16 protein-coding genes are annotated in these 16,215 nt (G+C 68.5%); 6 read left to right on the top strand and 10 right to left on the bottom strand.

Annotated features, from left to right (window positions below; translation table 11 throughout):
• Positions 1-41: 41 nt before the first annotated feature.
• The 5 genes from A7U43_RS13765 to A7U43_RS13745 form a co-directional block, all read right to left on the bottom strand.
• A complete protein-coding gene (locus A7U43_RS13765) occupies positions 42-1,916 on the bottom strand; it encodes a peptidoglycan D,D-transpeptidase FtsI family protein (protein ID WP_082902132.1) in 1,875 nt (624 codons plus the stop codon).
• Positions 1,913-2,971, bottom strand: coding sequence for a cell division protein FtsL (ftsL, locus tag A7U43_RS13760; RefSeq protein ID WP_067996053.1), 1,059 nt, complete (start codon positions 2,969-2,971; stop codon positions 1,913-1,915). Before ftsL ends, A7U43_RS13765 begins: the two co-directional genes overlap by 4 nt.
• Positions 2,968-4,092, bottom strand: coding sequence for a 16S rRNA (cytosine(1402)-N(4))-methyltransferase RsmH (rsmH, locus tag A7U43_RS13755; RefSeq protein WP_082902131.1), 1,125 nt, complete (start codon positions 4,090-4,092; stop codon positions 2,968-2,970). Before rsmH ends, ftsL begins: the two co-directional genes overlap by 4 nt.
• Positions 4,067-4,498: a division/cell wall cluster transcriptional repressor MraZ gene (mraZ, locus tag A7U43_RS13750; RefSeq protein WP_067996046.1), complete on the bottom strand. Its 432-nt coding sequence runs from the start codon at positions 4,496-4,498 to the stop codon at positions 4,067-4,069. Before mraZ ends, rsmH begins: the two co-directional genes overlap by 26 nt.
• A gap of 385 nt (positions 4,499-4,883) precedes the next feature.
• Positions 4,884-5,288, bottom strand: coding sequence for a DUF3040 domain-containing protein (locus A7U43_RS13745; RefSeq protein ID WP_068002671.1), 405 nt, complete (start codon positions 5,286-5,288; stop codon positions 4,884-4,886).
• Between the two features lie 253 nt (positions 5,289-5,541).
• On the opposite strand from A7U43_RS13745, the gene A7U43_RS13740 reads away from it, so the two are divergent.
• The 4 genes from A7U43_RS13740 (at position 5,542) to A7U43_RS13725 (ending at position 9,562) form a co-directional block, all read left to right on the top strand.
• Positions 5,542-6,099, top strand: a complete 558-nt coding sequence (locus tag A7U43_RS13740; protein ID WP_068002668.1) for a GNAT family N-acetyltransferase — start codon at positions 5,542-5,544, stop codon at positions 6,097-6,099.
• A 28-nt stretch (positions 6,100-6,127) separates the two neighbouring features.
• Positions 6,128-6,805 carry an LppM family (lipo)protein gene (locus A7U43_RS13735; RefSeq protein ID WP_197500060.1) on the top strand — a complete coding sequence of 226 codons (678 nt, stop codon included), beginning with the start codon at positions 6,128-6,130 and terminating at the stop codon, positions 6,803-6,805.
• 146 nt (positions 6,806-6,951) lie between these two features.
• Positions 6,952-8,037 carry a bifunctional (2E,6E)-farnesyl/geranyl diphosphate synthase gene (gene idsA2, locus A7U43_RS13730; RefSeq protein WP_067996040.1) on the top strand — a complete coding sequence of 362 codons (1,086 nt, stop codon included), beginning with the start codon at positions 6,952-6,954 and terminating at the stop codon, positions 8,035-8,037.
• A 4-nt stretch (positions 8,038-8,041) separates the two neighbouring features.
• Positions 8,042-9,562 carry an alpha-(1->6)-mannopyranosyltransferase A gene (locus A7U43_RS13725; RefSeq protein ID WP_067996038.1) on the top strand — a complete coding sequence of 507 codons (1,521 nt, stop codon included), beginning with the start codon at positions 8,042-8,044 and terminating at the stop codon, positions 9,560-9,562.
• A gap of 9 nt (positions 9,563-9,571) precedes the next feature.
• Here the strand turns inward: A7U43_RS13725 and A7U43_RS13720 are convergent, their stop codons facing one another.
• A complete protein-coding gene (locus tag A7U43_RS13720) occupies positions 9,572-9,973 on the bottom strand; it encodes an Rv2175c family DNA-binding protein (RefSeq protein WP_369321150.1) in 402 nt (133 codons plus the stop codon).
• A 37-nt stretch (positions 9,974-10,010) separates the two neighbouring features.
• Here A7U43_RS13720 and A7U43_RS13715 point away from each other — a divergent pair, with 37 nt between their 5' ends.
• Positions 10,011-11,237, top strand: a complete 1,227-nt coding sequence (locus A7U43_RS13715) for a protein kinase domain-containing protein (protein ID WP_067996031.1) — start codon at positions 10,011-10,013, stop codon at positions 11,235-11,237.
• Positions 11,238-11,261: 24 nt separating this feature from the next.
• On the opposite strand, the gene A7U43_RS13710 is transcribed toward A7U43_RS13715, so the two are convergent.
• From A7U43_RS13710 to A7U43_RS13700, 3 genes are read right to left on the bottom strand one after another with little or no spacing between them, the layout of a single operon-like run.
• On the bottom strand, positions 11,262-12,662 hold the full coding sequence (locus A7U43_RS13710) for a class II 3-deoxy-7-phosphoheptulonate synthase (protein ID WP_067996028.1): 1,401 nt from the start codon (positions 12,660-12,662) through the stop codon (positions 11,262-11,264).
• 52 nt (positions 12,663-12,714) lie between these two features.
• The gene (locus A7U43_RS13705; protein WP_067996025.1) at positions 12,715-13,215 is read right to left on the bottom strand and encodes a polyadenylate-specific 3'-exoribonuclease AS; all 501 of its coding nucleotides are present in this window, start codon (positions 13,213-13,215) and stop codon (positions 12,715-12,717) included.
• A gap of 3 nt (positions 13,216-13,218) precedes the next feature.
• Positions 13,219-14,076, bottom strand: a complete 858-nt coding sequence (locus tag A7U43_RS13700; protein ID WP_067996022.1) for a hypothetical protein — start codon at positions 14,074-14,076, stop codon at positions 13,219-13,221.
• A gap of 95 nt (positions 14,077-14,171) precedes the next feature.
• Between A7U43_RS13700 and A7U43_RS13695 the strand changes: the two genes are divergently transcribed.
• Complete coding sequence (locus tag A7U43_RS13695; protein ID WP_067996019.1) at positions 14,172-15,458, top strand: glycosyltransferase family 87 protein; 1,287 nt, start codon at positions 14,172-14,174, stop codon at positions 15,456-15,458.
• Here A7U43_RS13695 and A7U43_RS13690 read toward each other — a convergent pair.
• The gene (locus A7U43_RS13690) at positions 15,455-16,168 is read right to left on the bottom strand and encodes a lysophospholipid acyltransferase family protein (RefSeq protein WP_067996015.1); all 714 of its coding nucleotides are present in this window, start codon (positions 16,166-16,168) and stop codon (positions 15,455-15,457) included. The genes A7U43_RS13695 and A7U43_RS13690 overlap by 4 nt on opposite strands.
• Between the last annotated feature and the right edge of the window lie 47 nt (positions 16,169-16,215).

Genomic DNA, 16,215 nt, shown 5'->3' with positions numbered 1-16,215 from the left:
TGCCACAGTACCGGTCGGCAGATCGGGGACTGGGATGCCGCTCAGGTGGCCTGCAGCGTCAGCGGCGGACCGGGATCGGCCGACAGCGGCACGTTCTCGCGCTGTAGCAACCACGCCGCGATGTTGTGGAACAGCGGGGCCATGGTGGTGCCCGGCTGACCGTCCGCGGTGCGGTGCGGGTTGTCGGCCATGATGCCGATGACGTAACGCGGACTGTCCGAGGGCGCCATCCCGGCGAAGGTGATCCAGTAGTGATCGTCGTAGTAGCAGCCGCAGTTCGGGTTGATCTGCTGAGCGGTGCCTGTCTTGCCGGCGATCTGGTAGCCCTCCACGGCCGCCTGCCAGCCGGTGCCCTGCTGCACGCCCCGCGGGTCACGTTGCACGGTGGCGCGCAGCATGTTGCGCACCGCGGCCGCGGTTTCCGCGGACACCACCCGCACGCCCTCGGGCGCCTGCTCGGCGGTCCGGGTGCCGTCGGCCGCGATGACGGCCTTGACGATCCGCGGCGGGATGCGCACCCCGTCATTGGCGACGGCCTGGTACATGCCCGCCATCTGCAGCAAGGTCATCGAAAGTCCCTGTCCGATAGGCAGGTTGGCGAAGGAGCTGCCCGACCACTGATCGATGGGCGGCACCAGACCGGCGCTTTCACCGGGCAGCCCGACACCGGTGCGCTCGCCCAGCCCGAACTTGGCCAGCATCTCGGCGAAACGTTCGGGGCCAATACGCTGCGCCAGCATCAGGGTGCCGACGTTGGAGGACTTCCCGAATACCCCGGTGGTGGTGTACTGGTCGACGCCGTGGTTCCACGCGTCCTTGACCGTGACGCCGCCCATGTCGATGGAACCCGGCACCGAGAGCACCTCGTCGGGATTGGTCAATCCCATCTCGATGGCCGTGGCGGCGGTGACGATCTTGTTCACCGAGCCCGGCTCGAACGGCGAGGCGACGGCGGGATTGCCCATCTGCCGGTTGCCCTGTCTGCCGATGTCCTGGGAAGGGTCGAAGGTGTTGTCGTTCGCCATCGCCAGCACCTCACCGGTCTTGGCGTCCAGGACGACGGCGGACACATTGCCGGCCCCGGACACGTCCTTGGCCTGCTGGACCTGTTGCTGCACGTAGAACTGGATATCGTCGTCGAGGGTCAGCTGGACGGTGGAACCGTCCACGGCCTCGTGCCGGTTGCGCATGCTGCCCGGGATCATCACGCCGTCCGAGCCGCGGTCGTAGGTGACCGAGCCGTCGGTACCGGCCAGCTTGGCGTCCATCGAGTCTTCCAGACCCAGCAGACCGTGTCCGTCCCAGTCGATTCCGCCGACGATATTGGCGGCCAGCGAACCACCGGGGTACTGGCGGATGTCCTGACGCTCGGAGCCCACCTCGGGGAACTTCTCCATGATCGCCTCGGCGACAGCCGGATCGACCGCGCGGGCCAGGTAGGCGAAGGTGTCCTTGCTGGTGAGCTTGCCCAGCAGGGTTTTCACATCGGGCTTGTTGTTCAGCCGGGTCGCGATCTCGGTCGCGATCTCGCGCAGCCGGGTGTCCGGGTCCGGCTCGTCGGGATCCTTGGCCTTCTCCTCCTCCAGCTGCTTGCGCACCTTGACGGGCTGGAAGGTCAGCGCGCGCGCCTCGATGGTGAAGGCCAACTTGTCGTCGTTGCGGTCGACGATGCTGCCGCGCACCGCTTTCTGCACGTCGGTGACCTTCAGCTGGCCCGCGGCCTCGGCGCGCAGCCCGGCGGCATTGGAGATCTGCAGGTTGAACAGCTGCGCGGCGGCGACCACCAGGACCAGGAAGATGACGACATTTCCCGCACGGTGCCGGAACACGAAGGACGAACTGCGCAAACCTGTCTGGGGCTCGGGACGACGGATGCGCCGGTCGGTCGCGGCATGTTCCTGCGTCCTCCGGCTCATGCCGGCGCCCCGGGCATCACCACGGGCACCTCGGGCACGATCGGCGACTGCGGAGCGGGCGGCTCAATCGGTGCCGGGCCGATGTTCTCCAGGCCGCCGACCGGGCCGGGCTGTGCCGGCAGTGCCGGCGCGGCCAGATGCGGAAGCCCGTCGGCCGGCAGCGGTGCGCTCAGCGGGTCGGCCGCCGGCGGCAGTGCCGCGGGGTCCGCCGGGGTGGCGACAGGGTCAATCGGGGCGACCGGAGCGACCGGAGCGGTCAGCGGCGTCGCGGGCAGCGGCGCCTGGGTGCGTGGGGGCACCCGGACCACGACCTCGCGCGGATCCACCACCCGGGGTGCCGGTGGGCCGGCCGCCGCGGGCCCGGGGGCGGCCGGTCGCTGGACGGCCGGGGTGTCGTCGGGCAGCGGGGCATTCAGTGGCGGTGGCGGTACGCCTTCGGCCGGCTTCGGAGTGCCCACCACCACCCAGGCGCCGGTGGCGTCCTGCACCAGGTGCGCGGTGTCACGGGAGGGGATCATGCCCAGCTCGCGGGCGGCCTCGGCCAGCGCCGGCGGGGCCTGCGCCTCCAGCACATCGCGTTCCAGCGCCTCTTTCTGCTGGGCCAGAGCCTGATTCAGTTGCCGGGCATGCCCGAGCTCGTAGGAACGTTCGGCGGCGTCCGTGGACAGCCACAGCGTGACGCCGAGCCCGACACCGAGCGCGCCGATGACCAGCACCACGAACGGCACCCGCGCCGCGAGGGCCCGGGGGTTGAACTCGATGGCCGACAGCCGGGTGATCAGCCGCTCCCGCAGTGGCGGGCGGACGACCTTGGGGGCCTTGGCCTTACGCGCCTTGGCGCGGGCCTTCGCCTGGCTGGCGTTCTTGGGGCGCGCGGGCCCGTCGACCGGGCGGCGCAGCGGCGTGGTCTTCGGCGCCGAGCGCTGCGGGCGCTGCTCGGGTGCACCGCGGCGCTTGCGGGCCGGGGCCTCGCCCTGCCGGGCGCGGGTACGTTGCGGGTTGCCGCGGCGGCGCTGATCGGCGCCGGGTACCGGTGCGGGTCGCTTACCCTTCATGAGACTTCCTTTCCGGCAACCTTTTCCAATGCCCGTAGCCGCACCGAGGCGCTTCGCGGGTTTCGTTCGATCTCGTCGGCGTCGGCCTGCTCGGCACCGCGGGTCAGCGAGACGAATTCGGCCTCGTAGCCCGGCAATTCGACCGGAAGTCCGGGCGGCGTGCGGGACGCGGTGGCGGCGGCGAACAGCGCCTTGACGATCTTGTCCTCCAGGGACTGGTAGGACATCACCACGATGCGCCCGCCGGCGGACAGTGCCGCCAGCGAGGCCGGTAGGGCGTCGCGCAATGAGTCGAGTTCGGCGTTCACCGCGATCCGCAACGCCTGGAAGGTGCGCTTGGCCGGATGCCCACCGGTGCGCCGGGTCGCGGCCGGGATCGCATCGTAGAGCAGCTCCACCAGTTCGGCGGTGGTGCGCAACGGTTGCCGTGCGCGGCGTTTGACGATGCGCGACGCGATCCGGGAGGCGAACCGCTCCTCACCGTATTCGCGCAGCACCCGGGTCAGCGCGCGCTCGTCATAGGTGTTGAGGATGTCGGCAGCGGTGAGTTCGGCGTCGGGGTCCATCCGCATGTCCAGCGGGGCATCGTTGGCATAGGAAAAACCACGGTCGACAAGATCCAGCTGCATCGAGGACACCCCGAGGTCGAAAAGCACTCCGTCGACCGTCACCTCGTCCCGCTCGGCCCAGTAGCCGTCGTAGCGGGTGCGGACGGACCGAAACCGGTCACCGAAGGGCGCCAGCCGGGCGGTGGCGATGCGCAGCGCGTTGGGGTCGCGGTCCAGCCCGACGACATGCAGACCGGGCAATTCGGTGAGGAAACGTTCGGTGTGCCCGCCGGCCCCCAGGGTGGCGTCGACCAGGACGGCGCCGGCGCCGTCGGGGTGGTGACGGGTCAGCGCCGGCCTCAGGAGCTCGACACAGCGGTCGATGAGGACGGGGACGTGGCCATGATCGTGATCGTCAGGCACTGCGGCTCCCCTGTCGGGAAGGGGCGCCCCTGCACCGGGGTCCCTGTCCGAGGGTGCGGACCTGGCGTCGGGGAAGTACGCCAGGGCCGGTTCGGACAGAGGCCTCGTTGCACGGGCTTGATGGTCAGATGATGTCGCGAAGAGTGTCATCGCTGGCCGCGGAGAAGGTCTCTTCGTGGGTCTCCTGGTACTGCTGCCAAGCCTGTGCGTCCCAGATCTCCAGGTGACCGAGCGAGCCCGTCACCACGCATTCCTTGGACAGGTTGGCGTACCGGCGATGCTCGGCCGACAGGGTGATCCGGCCCTGCGCGTCGGGATGCTGCTCATCGGCACCGGCCGCCAGATTCCGCACATAGGCACGGGCCTGCGGGTCGCTGCGCGATGCCGACATCGCCTTCTCGGCCAGCTTTTCGAACTCCGACCGCGGGTACACGGCCAGGCTGTGATCTTGACTTTTGGTGACCATCAACCCTCCTGCCAGTGCGTCGCGGAACTTCGCGGGCAGTGTGAGCCGCCCTTTGTCGTCGAGCTTGGGCGTGTAGGTGCCGAGAAACATCCCGCCACCTCCCACCACTCGGCTGGATCCCGAGTCGCTTCTGCCCGCTTGACGGAGCTCCGGTTGCTCCGTTGTCCGCCACTTTACCCCACAATCCCCCACTTAGCTCCATTTGCTGCCACCAACTTGCCCACCCGCCCCACCACGGCACCGGATGTGGTGGTTTGCCCGACCCGCAGGCACTGACCGGAATCCGGTGGCGGTCACAAAACCGCAGGCAGAGACCCCGAAACCAAATCAGGGGGCGACGGTGGGGTGCGGTGGGGGGTTCGTGGGGCCCGCACCCTGACCGACCCGACACGCCGCCGTCTGCGGGACGCGTTCGGGCATGAAAAACGGGGCAGCTCCGAAAGGAACTGCCCCGGTGGGGTGAGGTGGGGAACCGCTATTCGTCGAAGCGACGGCGGAAGCGATCCTCCATACGACTGGTGAAGGACCCGCCGGGACTCTTGCCGCGCTTGGCGCGCACCGATCCCGAGGACGGGGCCGACTTGTCGACCGGTCCGGACGCGCGGGAACCGGTGATCGCGAACACGACACCACCGAACATCACGATGAACCCGATGACCGAGAGGATCGGCAGACCGCCGATCCACGTCGCATTGATGGCGACGCCGCACACCAGCATCGCAAGACCCAGGACGAAGAGGGCGACACCCTGCAACCGACGACGCGCCGAGGGTGCCCGCAGATTGCCACCCCGAACACTGGAGGCAAATTTGGGGTCTTCGGCATAGAGCGCGCTTTCAATCTGGTCGAGCATGCGCTGCTCATGATCGGAGAGTGGCATCCGTCCCTCCTTGTCCGCGCTCTGGTCCGGTACGTCCGGATCCGTGTCATCTGTGTGTAGTCCGCCCGCGATCATGGGCGCTGATCCCCATGATACGAGGTCAATCTGAGCCGTACCACCTACTTGGCACACGATTGTATGACGTGCAACACCAAAGTCGGCCATCACCTCACCCGCACCGCCACCACGCCGAACCGGGGACCGATAATGAACGGTGACCGTGCGCTCCGAACGACACCGTGAAGGACACCCGTTGGCGACATATCTGGTGGACCTCTCGGCAGATGTGATGCGTGAGCGCCTGTCCGAGGCACTGACGGTCTACGTCGAGGCGATGCGATATCCGCGCGGGACCGAGGAACAGCGGGCCTCGATGTGGCTGGAGCACACCCGCCGGGTGGGTTGGAAGGCCGTGGCGGCGCTCAACGGCACCGACCTGCTCGGCGTCGCCTACGGCTACAGCGGAGCACCCGACCAGTGGTGGCAGCAGCAGGTGGTGCACGGCTTGCGCCGCACCGGCACCGACCCCGAGCGCACAGAACGGCTGCTCGGCGACTATTTCGAGCTCACCGAACTACACATCCATCCCCGCGCCCAGGGGCACGGACTCGGCGAGGCCCTGGCCCGGCGGCTGCTCGCCGGGCGTCCCGAAGCGCATGTGCTGCTGTCCACGCCGGAGATCAACGGTGAGGCGAACCGTGCCTGGCGGCTCTACCGTCGACTCGGATTCGGCGATGTCATCCGCGACTATCACTTCGCCGGTGACCCGCGGGCCTTCGCCATCCTGGGCCGGTCACTGCCCCTGGACTGACCCGGTCTGGCACGATGACCCGGTGCACGTGTGCTCCGGCCGCCACCGGCTCCCCGCCCTGGTCCTGTTGCTGCTGATCCTCGTTCCGCTGGCCGTGGGCTGCGTGCGGGTGCGCGCCTCGATCACGGTGTCGCCCGACGACCGGGTGTCCGGCCAGATCGTTGCCGCCGCCATCCCCCGCGACGACGACGACAAGGGGCCTCAGTTGCTGAACTCCCTGCCGTTCAGCAACAAGGTGGCGGTCTCCAGGTACGAGCGCGGCGATTACGTGGGCTCGCAGGCGGTGTTCTCCGATCTGACCTTCGCCGAGCTACCACAGCTGGCCAATATGAACCGCGATGCGGCGGGGGTGGACATCTCCCTGCGCCGAGCCGGTGACCTGGTCATTCTGGAGGGCCGCGTGGACCTCACCTCGCTCAGCGATCCCGAGGCCGACGTATCGCTGAGCGTGTCCTTCCCAGGACAGGTGACCTCCACCAACGGCGACCAGATCTCCACCGAGGTCGTGGAGTGGAAACTCAAGCCCGGCGTGGTGACCACGATGAATGCCCAGGCCCGCTACACCGACCCGAGTGCGCGCTCGTTCACCGCCGCGGCGATCTGGCTGGGCATCGGATCCATGCTCGTGGCCGGCGTCATCGGCGCGGTGGCGTGGATGAGCCGCGATCAGTCCCCGCGCGTCGGAGAACCCGACAAGGCAAGCTGAGCGGTGAGCACACCGAACGGGCCGCTGCGTGGGCGCGCCTGACTCCCCCGAGCCGGCGGGGACGCTCTAGGCTGGAGAGGCTCAGGGGAGCAAATCTGAATACGCTCGGGGGAGCACATCGGATAGGAAAGGGGCGACCGCTGAGCGTGGATACAGCGGCACCGTCGGCCGCCGAGTTGGTGAACGCCGTGATCGTGCAGTTGCGTGAGTACCTCGCCGACCGCCGACGCGATGCCGCCTACATCGGCCCCGAGTACGCCGAGCTGACAGCAGCCCTGGAAGAGTTCGTCCTGCGCGGCGGCAAACGGGTACGACCGGCCTTCGCCTACTGGGGCTGGCGTGCGGTCGCGGGTGAGGACCGGCAATCCGACACCCAGGCGCTGCGCCTGTTCTCCGCCCTGGAACTGCTGCACGCCTGCGCGCTCGCCCACGACGATGTGATCGACGCGTCGGCCACCCGGCGCGGACTTCCCACCGTGCACCGGCATTTCGCCGAGCTGCACCGCACCAACAACTGGCACGGCTCGCCGGAGCAGTTCGGCCTGTCGGCCGCCATCCTGCTCGGTGACCTGTCGCTGGTGTGGGCCGACGATATCGTGGCCACCGCCGATCTGCCCCCCGATGCACACCTGCGCGTGCACAAGGTGTGGGCCGATATCCGTACCGAGGTGCTGGGCGGGCAGTACCTCGATATCGTCGCCGAATCCAGCGGTGCGGACTCGGTGGCCTCGGCGATGAACGTCAACACCTACAAGACCGCCTCCTACACCGTGTCGCGCCCGCTGCAGCTGGGTGCGGCCGCCGCGGCCGACCGCCCGGACGTGCAGGCTGTCTTCCATCAGATCGGCACCGACCTCGGGGTGGCGTTCCAGCTGCGCGACGACGTGCTCGGGGTGTTCGGCGACCCGCTGGTGACCGGCAAACCGTCCGGGGACGACCTGCGTTCCGGTAAGCGCACCGTCTTGCTGGCCGAGGCGGTCGAACTGGCCGAACGCACCGACCCGGCGGCGGCCAAACTGCTGCGCGAGTCGATCGGCACCGAGTTGACCGATGTCGCCGTCAAAGAGGTGTGCTCGGCCATCGAATCGGTCGGGGCGCTGGCGGCGGTGGAGAGCCGCATCGACATGCTGAACCGCCGCGCCCTGGCGGCGCTGAACGAGGCCCAGATCGACCCGCAGGCCAAGATCGGCCTCGCCGAGCTGGCCAGTCTGGCGTCGAACCGGTCCGCCTGAGGAGATGACCACCCCGGCATCGATCGAGTCCACCGAGCGTGGTCTCCGCGCGCAGGCAGCCAAACTGCTCGTTTTCGCCGCATCACCGGCGGCGCGCCCGGCCCGGTTGGGCTTCCTCGGGGCGGCGCTGATCACCGCGGGCGGTCTCGGGGCCGGCAGTACCCGTCTGCATGATCCGCTGCTGGAATCGCTGCACATGTCCTGGCTGCGCTTCGGCCACGGCCTGGTGCTGTCCTCGGTACTGCTGTGGGGCGGCGTCGCACTGATGTTGCTGGCCTGGATGTGGCTGGGCCGCCGCGTGGTCGACGGCACCGCCACCCAGTACACGATGCTCGCGACCACCGCATTCTGGTTGACCCCGCTGCTGCTGAGTGCGCCGGTGTTCAGCCGCGACACCTATTCGTACCTGGCGCAGGGCGCGCTGCTGCGGGACGGCTTCGATCCTTACGTCGTCGGGCCGATCGAGAATCAGAACTCGCTGCTCGACGATGTCAGCCCGATCTGGACCACCACCACCGCCCCGTACGGTCCGGCGTTCATCCTGGTGGCCAAATTCGTGACGATGATCGTCGGCAACAATGTCGTCGAGGGCACCATGCTGCTGCGGCTGTGCATGCTGCCGGGGCTGGCCCTGCTGATCTGGGCGACGCCCCGGATCGCCCGCCATATCGGCGCCAACTCGGCAGCGGCACTGTGGATCTGCGTGCTGAACCCGCTGGTGATCATCCACCTGATGGGCGGCGTGCACAACGAGATGCTGATGGTCGGGCTGATGATGGCCGCGATCGCGCTGACCTTCGGCGGCAGACCGATCGTCGGGGTGGGCTTCATCGCCACCGCGGTGGCGGTCAAAGCCACCGCGGGCATCGCGCTGCCCTTCATGGTGTGGGTGTGGATGCGACGACTGCGCGACACCCGCGGCTACCGGCCGGTGCCGGCCTTCGCCTTCGCGACCGCGGCGTCGATCGCCATCTTCGGCGCGGTGTTCGCGGTGCTCTCCCTGCTGGCCGGGGTCGGCCTGGGATGGCTGACGGCCCTTGCCGGTTCGGTGAAGATCATCAACTGGCTCACCCTGCCCACCGCGACGGCCAACATGATCAACTCGATCGGCGGGCTGCTGATGCCGGTCAACTTCTACGCCGTGCTGGAAGTCACCCGCATCATCGGCATCGCGATCATCGCGATCTCACTTCCCTTGCTGTGGTGGCGTTTCCGGCACACCGACCGTGAGGCGCTGACCGGGATAACGCTGGCGCTCGGGGTGGTGGTGCTGTTTGTGCCCGCCGCGCTGCCCTGGTACTACACCTGGCCGCTGGCGGTGCTGTCCACGCTGTGGCAGAGCCGCGCCGCGATCGCGTTGATCGCCGGTTTCTCGACGTGGATCATGGTGATCTTCAAGCCCGACGGGTCGCACGGTATGTACTCGTGGCTGCACGTGCTGCTCGCCACCACGTGCGCGGTGGCGGCCTGGTTCTGGCTGTCGCGGGCCCCGGAGGCGCCCGCGGGTGAGCCCGCCGGCCAGTAGGCCACCGCCCTAGTAGGCCATCGCCTGAGCGCGCCGGATCACCTCGCGGGCCTGATGCGATCGCAGCGCGTCCACCGGCCGGGCGTTCTCCAGGCGTTCCGTGCTGCCGTCGCGGCTAAGCGTCAGCGACGCATCCGGGGTGAACAGCCACCGCATGGCCTCGGTGACGTCGAACCCGCCGTCCTTGAGAACCACGAGCAGTCCCGGCAGCGGTTTGACCACGTTGCCCTTCTCGTCGAAGAACACCTTCGGCACCACGATGGCGCCGTTGCGGCGCACGCCCATGAGGTGGCCGTCGCGCAGATGCTGGTGCACCTTGGTGACCGAGACGCCGAGAAGCTTGGACACCTCGGACAGTTCGAGGACGGTTTCGTCGGGATCGAGGATGTCTTTGGCCGCCGGGATGCTCACCGCACAGATTCTAAGCGGAGTCACCGAGATCCGTACCATGACTTCGATGGACACCTACCAGCGAGCCGACCCGCTCATCGGTGCCGCGCTGGAGGGCCGCTACCGCGTCGACGCCGTCATCGCCACCGGCGGGATGTCGACGGTGTACCGCGGCCTGGACACCCGGCTGGACCGGCCGGTGGCGCTCAAGGTGATGGACTCACGCTACTGCGGGGACATCCAGTTCCTCACCCGCTTCCAGCGCGAGGCCAAGGCGGTGGCCCGGTTGAAGGGCGACGGTCTGGTCGCCGTCTACGACCAGGGCGGTGGGGCCCCCGGCGACGAACCGCCGTTTCTGGTCATGGAATTGATCGACGGGGGCACCCTGCGCGAACTGCTGCGTGAACGCGGACCGATGCCCCCGCACGCGGTCGCCGCCGTGCTGCGGCCGATCTGCCACGGCCTGGGGGTGGCGCATGCCGCCGGACTGGTGCACCGCGATGTGAAGCCGGAGAACGTGCTGATCTCGGATGACGGTGAGGTCAAGATCGCCGATTTCGGTCTGGTGCGGGCGGTCGCGGAGGCCGGCATCACCTCGACCAGCGTCATCTTGGGCACGGCCGCCTACCTGTCCCCCGAGCAGGTCGGCACCGGCGAATCGGACCCGCGCAGCGATGTCTACGCGGTGGGAATCCTGGCCTATGAGCTGCTCACCGGGCGCACCCCGTTCACCGGGGACAGCGCGCTGTCGGTGGCCTACCAGCGGATGGACAACGATGTGCCGCCGCCGAGTTCGGCGATCGCCGGGGTGCCCGCACAGTTCGACGCCCTGGTCCGCCGGGCCACCGACCGTGACCCGGCCGTCCGGTTCGCCGACGCCGCCGAACTCGGCGATGCACTCGAAGAGGTCATCGCCGAACTCGGATTGCCCGCGTTCCGGGTCCCCGCGCCCAGCCAGTCGGCCCAGCACCGCGCTGCCACCGCGTTCCACAGTCGGGTCCAGCCCGACCCCAGCACCGACCGGCATCCACCCGCCGGCGCGCGCGCACCGGATCCCCGGCGCGATACGCGGGTCTTCTCCCCCGCCGAGTTACCGCTGCCCGATGAGCGCGAATATCAGCCCCTCACAGGCCAATTCGCCGGAATAGACCTCGAACAGTTCCATTGGGCGCGTCAGCGCAGCAAACGGGTGCTGGCGGCCTGGGTGGTCACCGTGCTCATCCTGGCCGGGCTGCTGGCCGTCGGCGCCTGGACGCTGGGCAATAATCTGGCGACCCTGATCTGATCCCGGGTCGATCGGCTCCCGGGGTCAGCCGCGCAGCATCTCGGCGACCAGGAACGCCAGCTCCAGGGACTGCTGGGTGTTCAGCCGCGGGTCGCAGGCCGTCTCGTAACGGCCGGCCAGATCGGAATCGGAGATGTCCTGCGCACCTCCGAGACATTCGGTGACGTTCTCACCGGTGATCTCGACGTGGATACCGCCGGGATGGGTGCCCAGTGCGTGGTGCACCTCGAAGAACCCCTGGACCTCGTCGACGATCCGGTCGAAATGCCGGGTCTTGTAGCCGGTCGAGGACTCGTGGGTGTTGCCGTGCATGGGATCGCACTGCCAGATCACCTGGTGCCCGGACGCCTGCACCTTCTCGATGATCGCCGGCAGCACGTCGCGGACCTTCTGGTTGCCCATCCGGCTGATCAGCGTCAGACGTCCCGGCTCGTTGCGCGGATCGAGCCGCTCGACGTACTCGACCGCCAGTTCCGGCGAGGTGGTCGGGCCGATCTTGATACCGATCGGGTTGGCGATCACCTCGGCCAGCGCGACATGGGCGCCGTCGATCTGGCGGGTGCGCTCACCGATCCACAGGTAGTGCGCGGACAGGTCGTAGAGCTTGGGCTCGTCGGCCGAATCGGGGGCCGCCCCGGAGTCCATCCGCAGCATCGCACGTTCGTAGTCGAGGACCAGCGCCTCGTGGCTGGCGTAGATCTCGGCGGTGTCCAGGTTGCGGTCGTTGACTCCGCAGGCCGTCATGAAGCGCAGCCCGCGGTCGATCTCCCCGGCCAGCGCCTCGTAGCGGGCGCCGGCGGGCGAGGTCCGTACGAACTCGCGGTTCCAGTCGTGCACGGCCTGCAGCGATGCCATCCCCGAGGAGGTCAGCGCGCGCACCAGATTCATCGCGGCGCTGGCATTGGCGTAGGCCCGCACCAAACGCGACGGATCATGCTGGCGGATGGCGTCGTCGGGCGCGAACCCGTTGATCATGTCGCCGCGGTAGGACTTCAAGCCCAGTGCATCGGTATCCGAGGAGCGCGGTTTGGCGTACTGGCCGGCGATCCGGGCCACCTTGACCACCGGCATGCTGGCGCCGTAGGTGAGCACCACGGCCATCTGCAGCAGGGTCCGGATGTTGGCCCGGATGTGCGGCTCGGTGTTGTCCACGAACGTCTCGGCGCAGTCGCCGCCCTGCAGCAGGAATGCCTCACCACGGGCGACGGCCGCCAGCTGGCTCTTGAGCTTCTCGACCTCCGACGGCACGGTCACCGGTGGCACGCTCTCCAGCACGGTGCGCATCGCCTTGGCCTGACCGGGATCCCAGCTGGGCTGCTGCAGGGCCGGCTTGGCCAACGCCGAATCGAGGCGCTGGCGCAGGCCCTCGGGAAGCGGCGGGAGCGCGGGCAGCTGATCGATGGGCACGTCGACGGTCCAGTTCACCGCTCCATGGTAACTGCGCGCCCACACCGGATTGACCAGCCATACCCGCAGCTCAGGACCTAACTGCCCAGTCCCCCTGATCCGTCATCAGCTCATAGCGGTGCAGGTTGTGCCGCGCGTCGACGAGCGCGTCGTGAGCGTCGCGCGGACGCGGTGGCATCCGCGGGCAGCCGCGCTCCTCCCAGAACTGACGCAGCTCCCTGGTGAACCGCGGTATCGCCGGCGGCAGATCGGTCATCGGACCCCACAGCTGGCAGAGCACCACGTGGTCGTAGGCGCCGACCCAGGCCCACAGCTCGATCGGCTCGTCCCCGTCGATATCGAAGAAGTCCTCCAACTCGGTGCGGATCTGCCGCCGCGAACGCCACAGCTTCGACGACGGTGAGGGCAGCTTGGGCAGCACGTTTTTGCGCACCCAGCTACCGGCCCGCTCCGGATCGAATTCCGTTGAGATGGCGTAATATTCGCGACCGTCCTCGGCGGCCACCCCGATCGAGATGAGCTCGATGGTGCGACCGTTGTCGATGAACTCGGTGTCGTAGAAGAAACGCATGGGTCAAGAAACTCCCTGTGTGGGCGCCGGCGCGGCATGGATCTCGCGGTCGAGTTCCTCGTTGACCAAGGCATCGTCCGGGAAGTGCGGTTCCCCGGCAACCACGTGCTGCACCCACAATTTCGCCTGCACCACCGGCCGACGCAACTTGCGTTCCCGTTCCAGGGCCTTGTGCATCTTGCGGGGGCGCGTGGTGTAACGCCAGCGTGCCCACGGGGCGTGCGGCCGAGACAGCCGGATGGCGCCGATGAACAGCAATGGGGTGATGAACATGCCCACCAGACCGGTCCACACCTTGCCCTTGAGCAGCACCACCACCGCCAGCGCCAGGGTGAGCACCGCCATCGCGATGACGAGCGCTCGGGCCGCCAGGGTGTCGTCGGCCCGCCAGATGTTGATATCGAAGAAGGACAGCGGGTTGAACCCGAGGATGAGCAGGCCCGCGACGGCGATCGCCACGAACACCGCATCCACCGAGGTCCGGCCGTCCTCGGCCCAGTACACGTCCTGCAGGTGCAGGATCAGCGCGAACTCGTCGAGCACCAGCGCCGCACCGATCCCGAAGAGCACCGCGGCGACGGTGAATTCGACCACCCCGCCGTTGACGGCCAGGGTCACCATGGTCACGCCGGACACCATGACCAGCACGACGCCGATCACCACGTGGTGCAGGTGCACCCCGCCGCCGACGGAAAGGTTGCGCGGCTGCCACCATTTGCGCGGCGCGTCGGTCGCGGGGTGGCTGCGGATGTAGCGCACGATGAGGCGTGTCAGGAAGAACGTCATGATGAACGCGATCAGACAGCACAACAACGGCAGTCGGTCGCTGGTGATGAAGTCCAGCTGGACGTTCAGATGCACGGTCGAGAAGATACGCCGATCGGCGCCCTGTCCGGGCCATCGGCCGCCGTGTGCCGTCCAGCGCGTCGCGCGCCCCCGATAGGCTGGTCGGCGAAATGAGGATTCGGTGGACGCCCGTCGGGCCTGCGGGGCGGCTGTCGGTGCTGTGGCGGCTCTTTCAGCTGGCAACCCTGGCGATGCTCGGCTGGGCGGCCTGGCGGCTGTTGGGCCACGCCGTCTACCGCATCGATATCGACGTGTACCGGATGGGCGGTCGCGCCTGGCTGGACGGCACCGAGCTCTACAACGACGCCACCGTCTTCCAGACCCAGGCCGGACTGGACCTGCCGTTCACCTATCCGCCGCTGGCCGCCGCGGCGTTCTCGCCGTTCGCCGTGCTCACGCTGCCCGCGGCCAGCGCCGCGATCACCCTGACCACCCTGGTGCTGCTGATCGTGTCCACGCATATCGTGCTCACCCGGCTGCGGGTGTGGGAACACTCGTCGCTGCGGACGCCGGCCTGGGCACGCCGCGGCTGGCTGGCCGCCGCGCTGGTGGCCCCGGCGGTGACATTCGTCGAACCGATCCGGGCCAACTTCGAATTCGGCCAGATCAACGTGGTGCTGATGACGCTGGTGATCGCCGACTGCGTGCCGCGGCGCACGCCGTGGCCGCGCGGCCTGCTGCTGGGTCTGGCCATCGCGGTGAAGCTGACCCCGGCGGTCTTCCTGCTGTACTTCCTGCTGCGCCGCGACGTGCGCGCGCTGCTGGTCACCACGGCCTCGGCGCTGGCGGCCACCCTGCTCGGGTTCGCGCTGGCCTGGCGCGACTCGTGGGTGTACTGGACCGAGACGCTGCGTGACACCGACCGCATCGGGTCCGCGACGCTGAACACCAACCAGAACATCTCCGGCATGCTGGCCCGGCTCGGCGCCGGTGAGGAAGCGCGTTTCGCGCTGTGGGTGCTGCTGTGCTTCGCCGTACTCGGGTTGACCGTCTGGGCGGTGCTGCGGCTGCTGCGTGCGGGTGCCGAGAGCGACGAGGCCGTGCTGGCGGTGATCTGCGTGGCGATGTTCGGGCTGGTGGTGTCCCCGGTGTCGTGGTCGCATCACTGGGTGTGGGTGCTGCCGACCGTGGTGGTGACCGTGGTCGTCGGGCTGCGCCGTCACGCCCTGGGTCTGGTGCTGGTGGGCCTGGCGGGTCTGGCGCTGACGATCTGGACGCCGATCACGCTGATGCCCGAACACCAGGAGACGGCGGCCTCGCTGTGGCGCAGGCTCGCCGGCGGATCGTATCTGTGGTGGGCGCTCGCGGTGATCATCGCGGCCGGCACCGTGCGCCCGTCACGGGTTCCGGTCGACGGCCGCCAGCCCGCCGACCCGCTGCCCGCGCAGTCGACTTAGCCCGCCTTGGCGGTCACCGCGGGCTTGGCTGCGGCCTCGGCCTTCTCCTTGAGATCGGCCGCGTACAGGTCGACGTACTCCTGACCGCCCAGCCGCATCAACTCGTACATCACCTCGTCGATGACGGCACGCTCGATGAACCGGTTACCGGCCAGCCCCTCGAACCGGCTGAAATCCATCGGCTTGCCGAAGCGGACCTCGACCCGCCCGAAATGCCACATCTTGCCGCCGGGAGGATTGACGACGTTGGTTCCGATCATCGCGACCGGAATGACCGGGACGCCGCTCTCCAGGGCGACACGGGCCAGGCCGGTCTTGCCCTTGTAGAGCCGACCGTCCGGGGAGCGGGTGCCCTCCGGGTACATCCCGAGCAGTTTTCCTTCGGCCAGAATTCGCTGTGCCGTCGTCAGCGCAGCGTGTGCCGAGTCGGCGTCGGTGCGGTCGATCGGCACCTGGCCGGTCGAGGAGTAGAAGAACTTGGTCAGCTTGCCCTTGAGGCCGGTGCCGGTGAAGTACTCGGCCTTAGCCAGGAAGGTGATGCGGCGCTTGACCACCAGCGGAAGATAGAAGCTGTCCGCGACGGCCAGGTGGTTACTGGCCAGGATCACCGCGCCGGAGTCCGGAACATATTCCAGCCCTTGCACTTTCGGCCGACCCAGCAGGGACAGCAACGGGCCCATCAGGATGTACTTGTAGAACCAGAACCACATGGACCCTCCTGCGACGTCGCCCCACCACGATCGGGCCAGACCGGCAC

The organism is Mycobacterium adipatum, from assembly GCF_001644575.1.
In the GTDB taxonomy this organism is placed as follows: Bacteria; Actinomycetota; Actinomycetes; order Mycobacteriales; family Mycobacteriaceae; genus Mycobacterium; species Mycobacterium adipatum.
The sequence above is the reverse complement of the archived record's forward strand: the minus strand, read 5'-3'. Positions and strand labels throughout refer to the sequence as shown.

What these genes read in the sequence shown, in the direction of transcription:
- A7U43_RS13765 (WP_082902132.1), bottom strand. Translation starts at nt 1,916, where the DNA reads ATGAGCCGGAGGACGCAGGAACATGCCGCGACCGACCGGCGCATCCGT.
- ftsL (WP_067996053.1), bottom strand. Translation starts at nt 2,971, where the DNA reads ATGAAGGGTAAGCGACCCGCACCGGTACCCGGCGCCGATCAGCGCCGC.
- rsmH (WP_082902131.1), bottom strand. Translation starts at nt 4,092, where the DNA reads ATGACACTCTTCGCGACATCATCTGACCATCAAGCCCGTGCAACGAGG.
- mraZ (WP_067996046.1), bottom strand. Translation starts at nt 4,498, where the DNA reads ATGTTTCTCGGCACCTACACGCCCAAGCTCGACGACAAAGGGCGGCTC.
- A7U43_RS13745 (WP_068002671.1), bottom strand. Translation starts at nt 5,288, where the DNA reads ATGCCACTCTCCGATCATGAGCAGCGCATGCTCGACCAGATTGAAAGC.
- A7U43_RS13725 (WP_067996038.1), top strand. Translation starts at nt 8,042, where the DNA reads ATGACCACCCCGGCATCGATCGAGTCCACCGAGCGTGGTCTCCGCGCG.
- A7U43_RS13715 (WP_067996031.1), top strand. Translation starts at nt 10,011, where the DNA reads ATGACTTCGATGGACACCTACCAGCGAGCCGACCCGCTCATCGGTGCC.
- A7U43_RS13705 (WP_067996025.1), bottom strand. Translation starts at nt 13,215, where the DNA reads ATGCGTTTCTTCTACGACACCGAGTTCATCGACAACGGTCGCACCATC.
- A7U43_RS13695 (WP_067996019.1), top strand. Translation starts at nt 14,172, where the DNA reads ATGAGGATTCGGTGGACGCCCGTCGGGCCTGCGGGGCGGCTGTCGGTG.
- A7U43_RS13690 (WP_067996015.1), bottom strand. Translation starts at nt 16,168, where the DNA reads ATGTGGTTCTGGTTCTACAAGTACATCCTGATGGGCCCGTTGCTGTCC.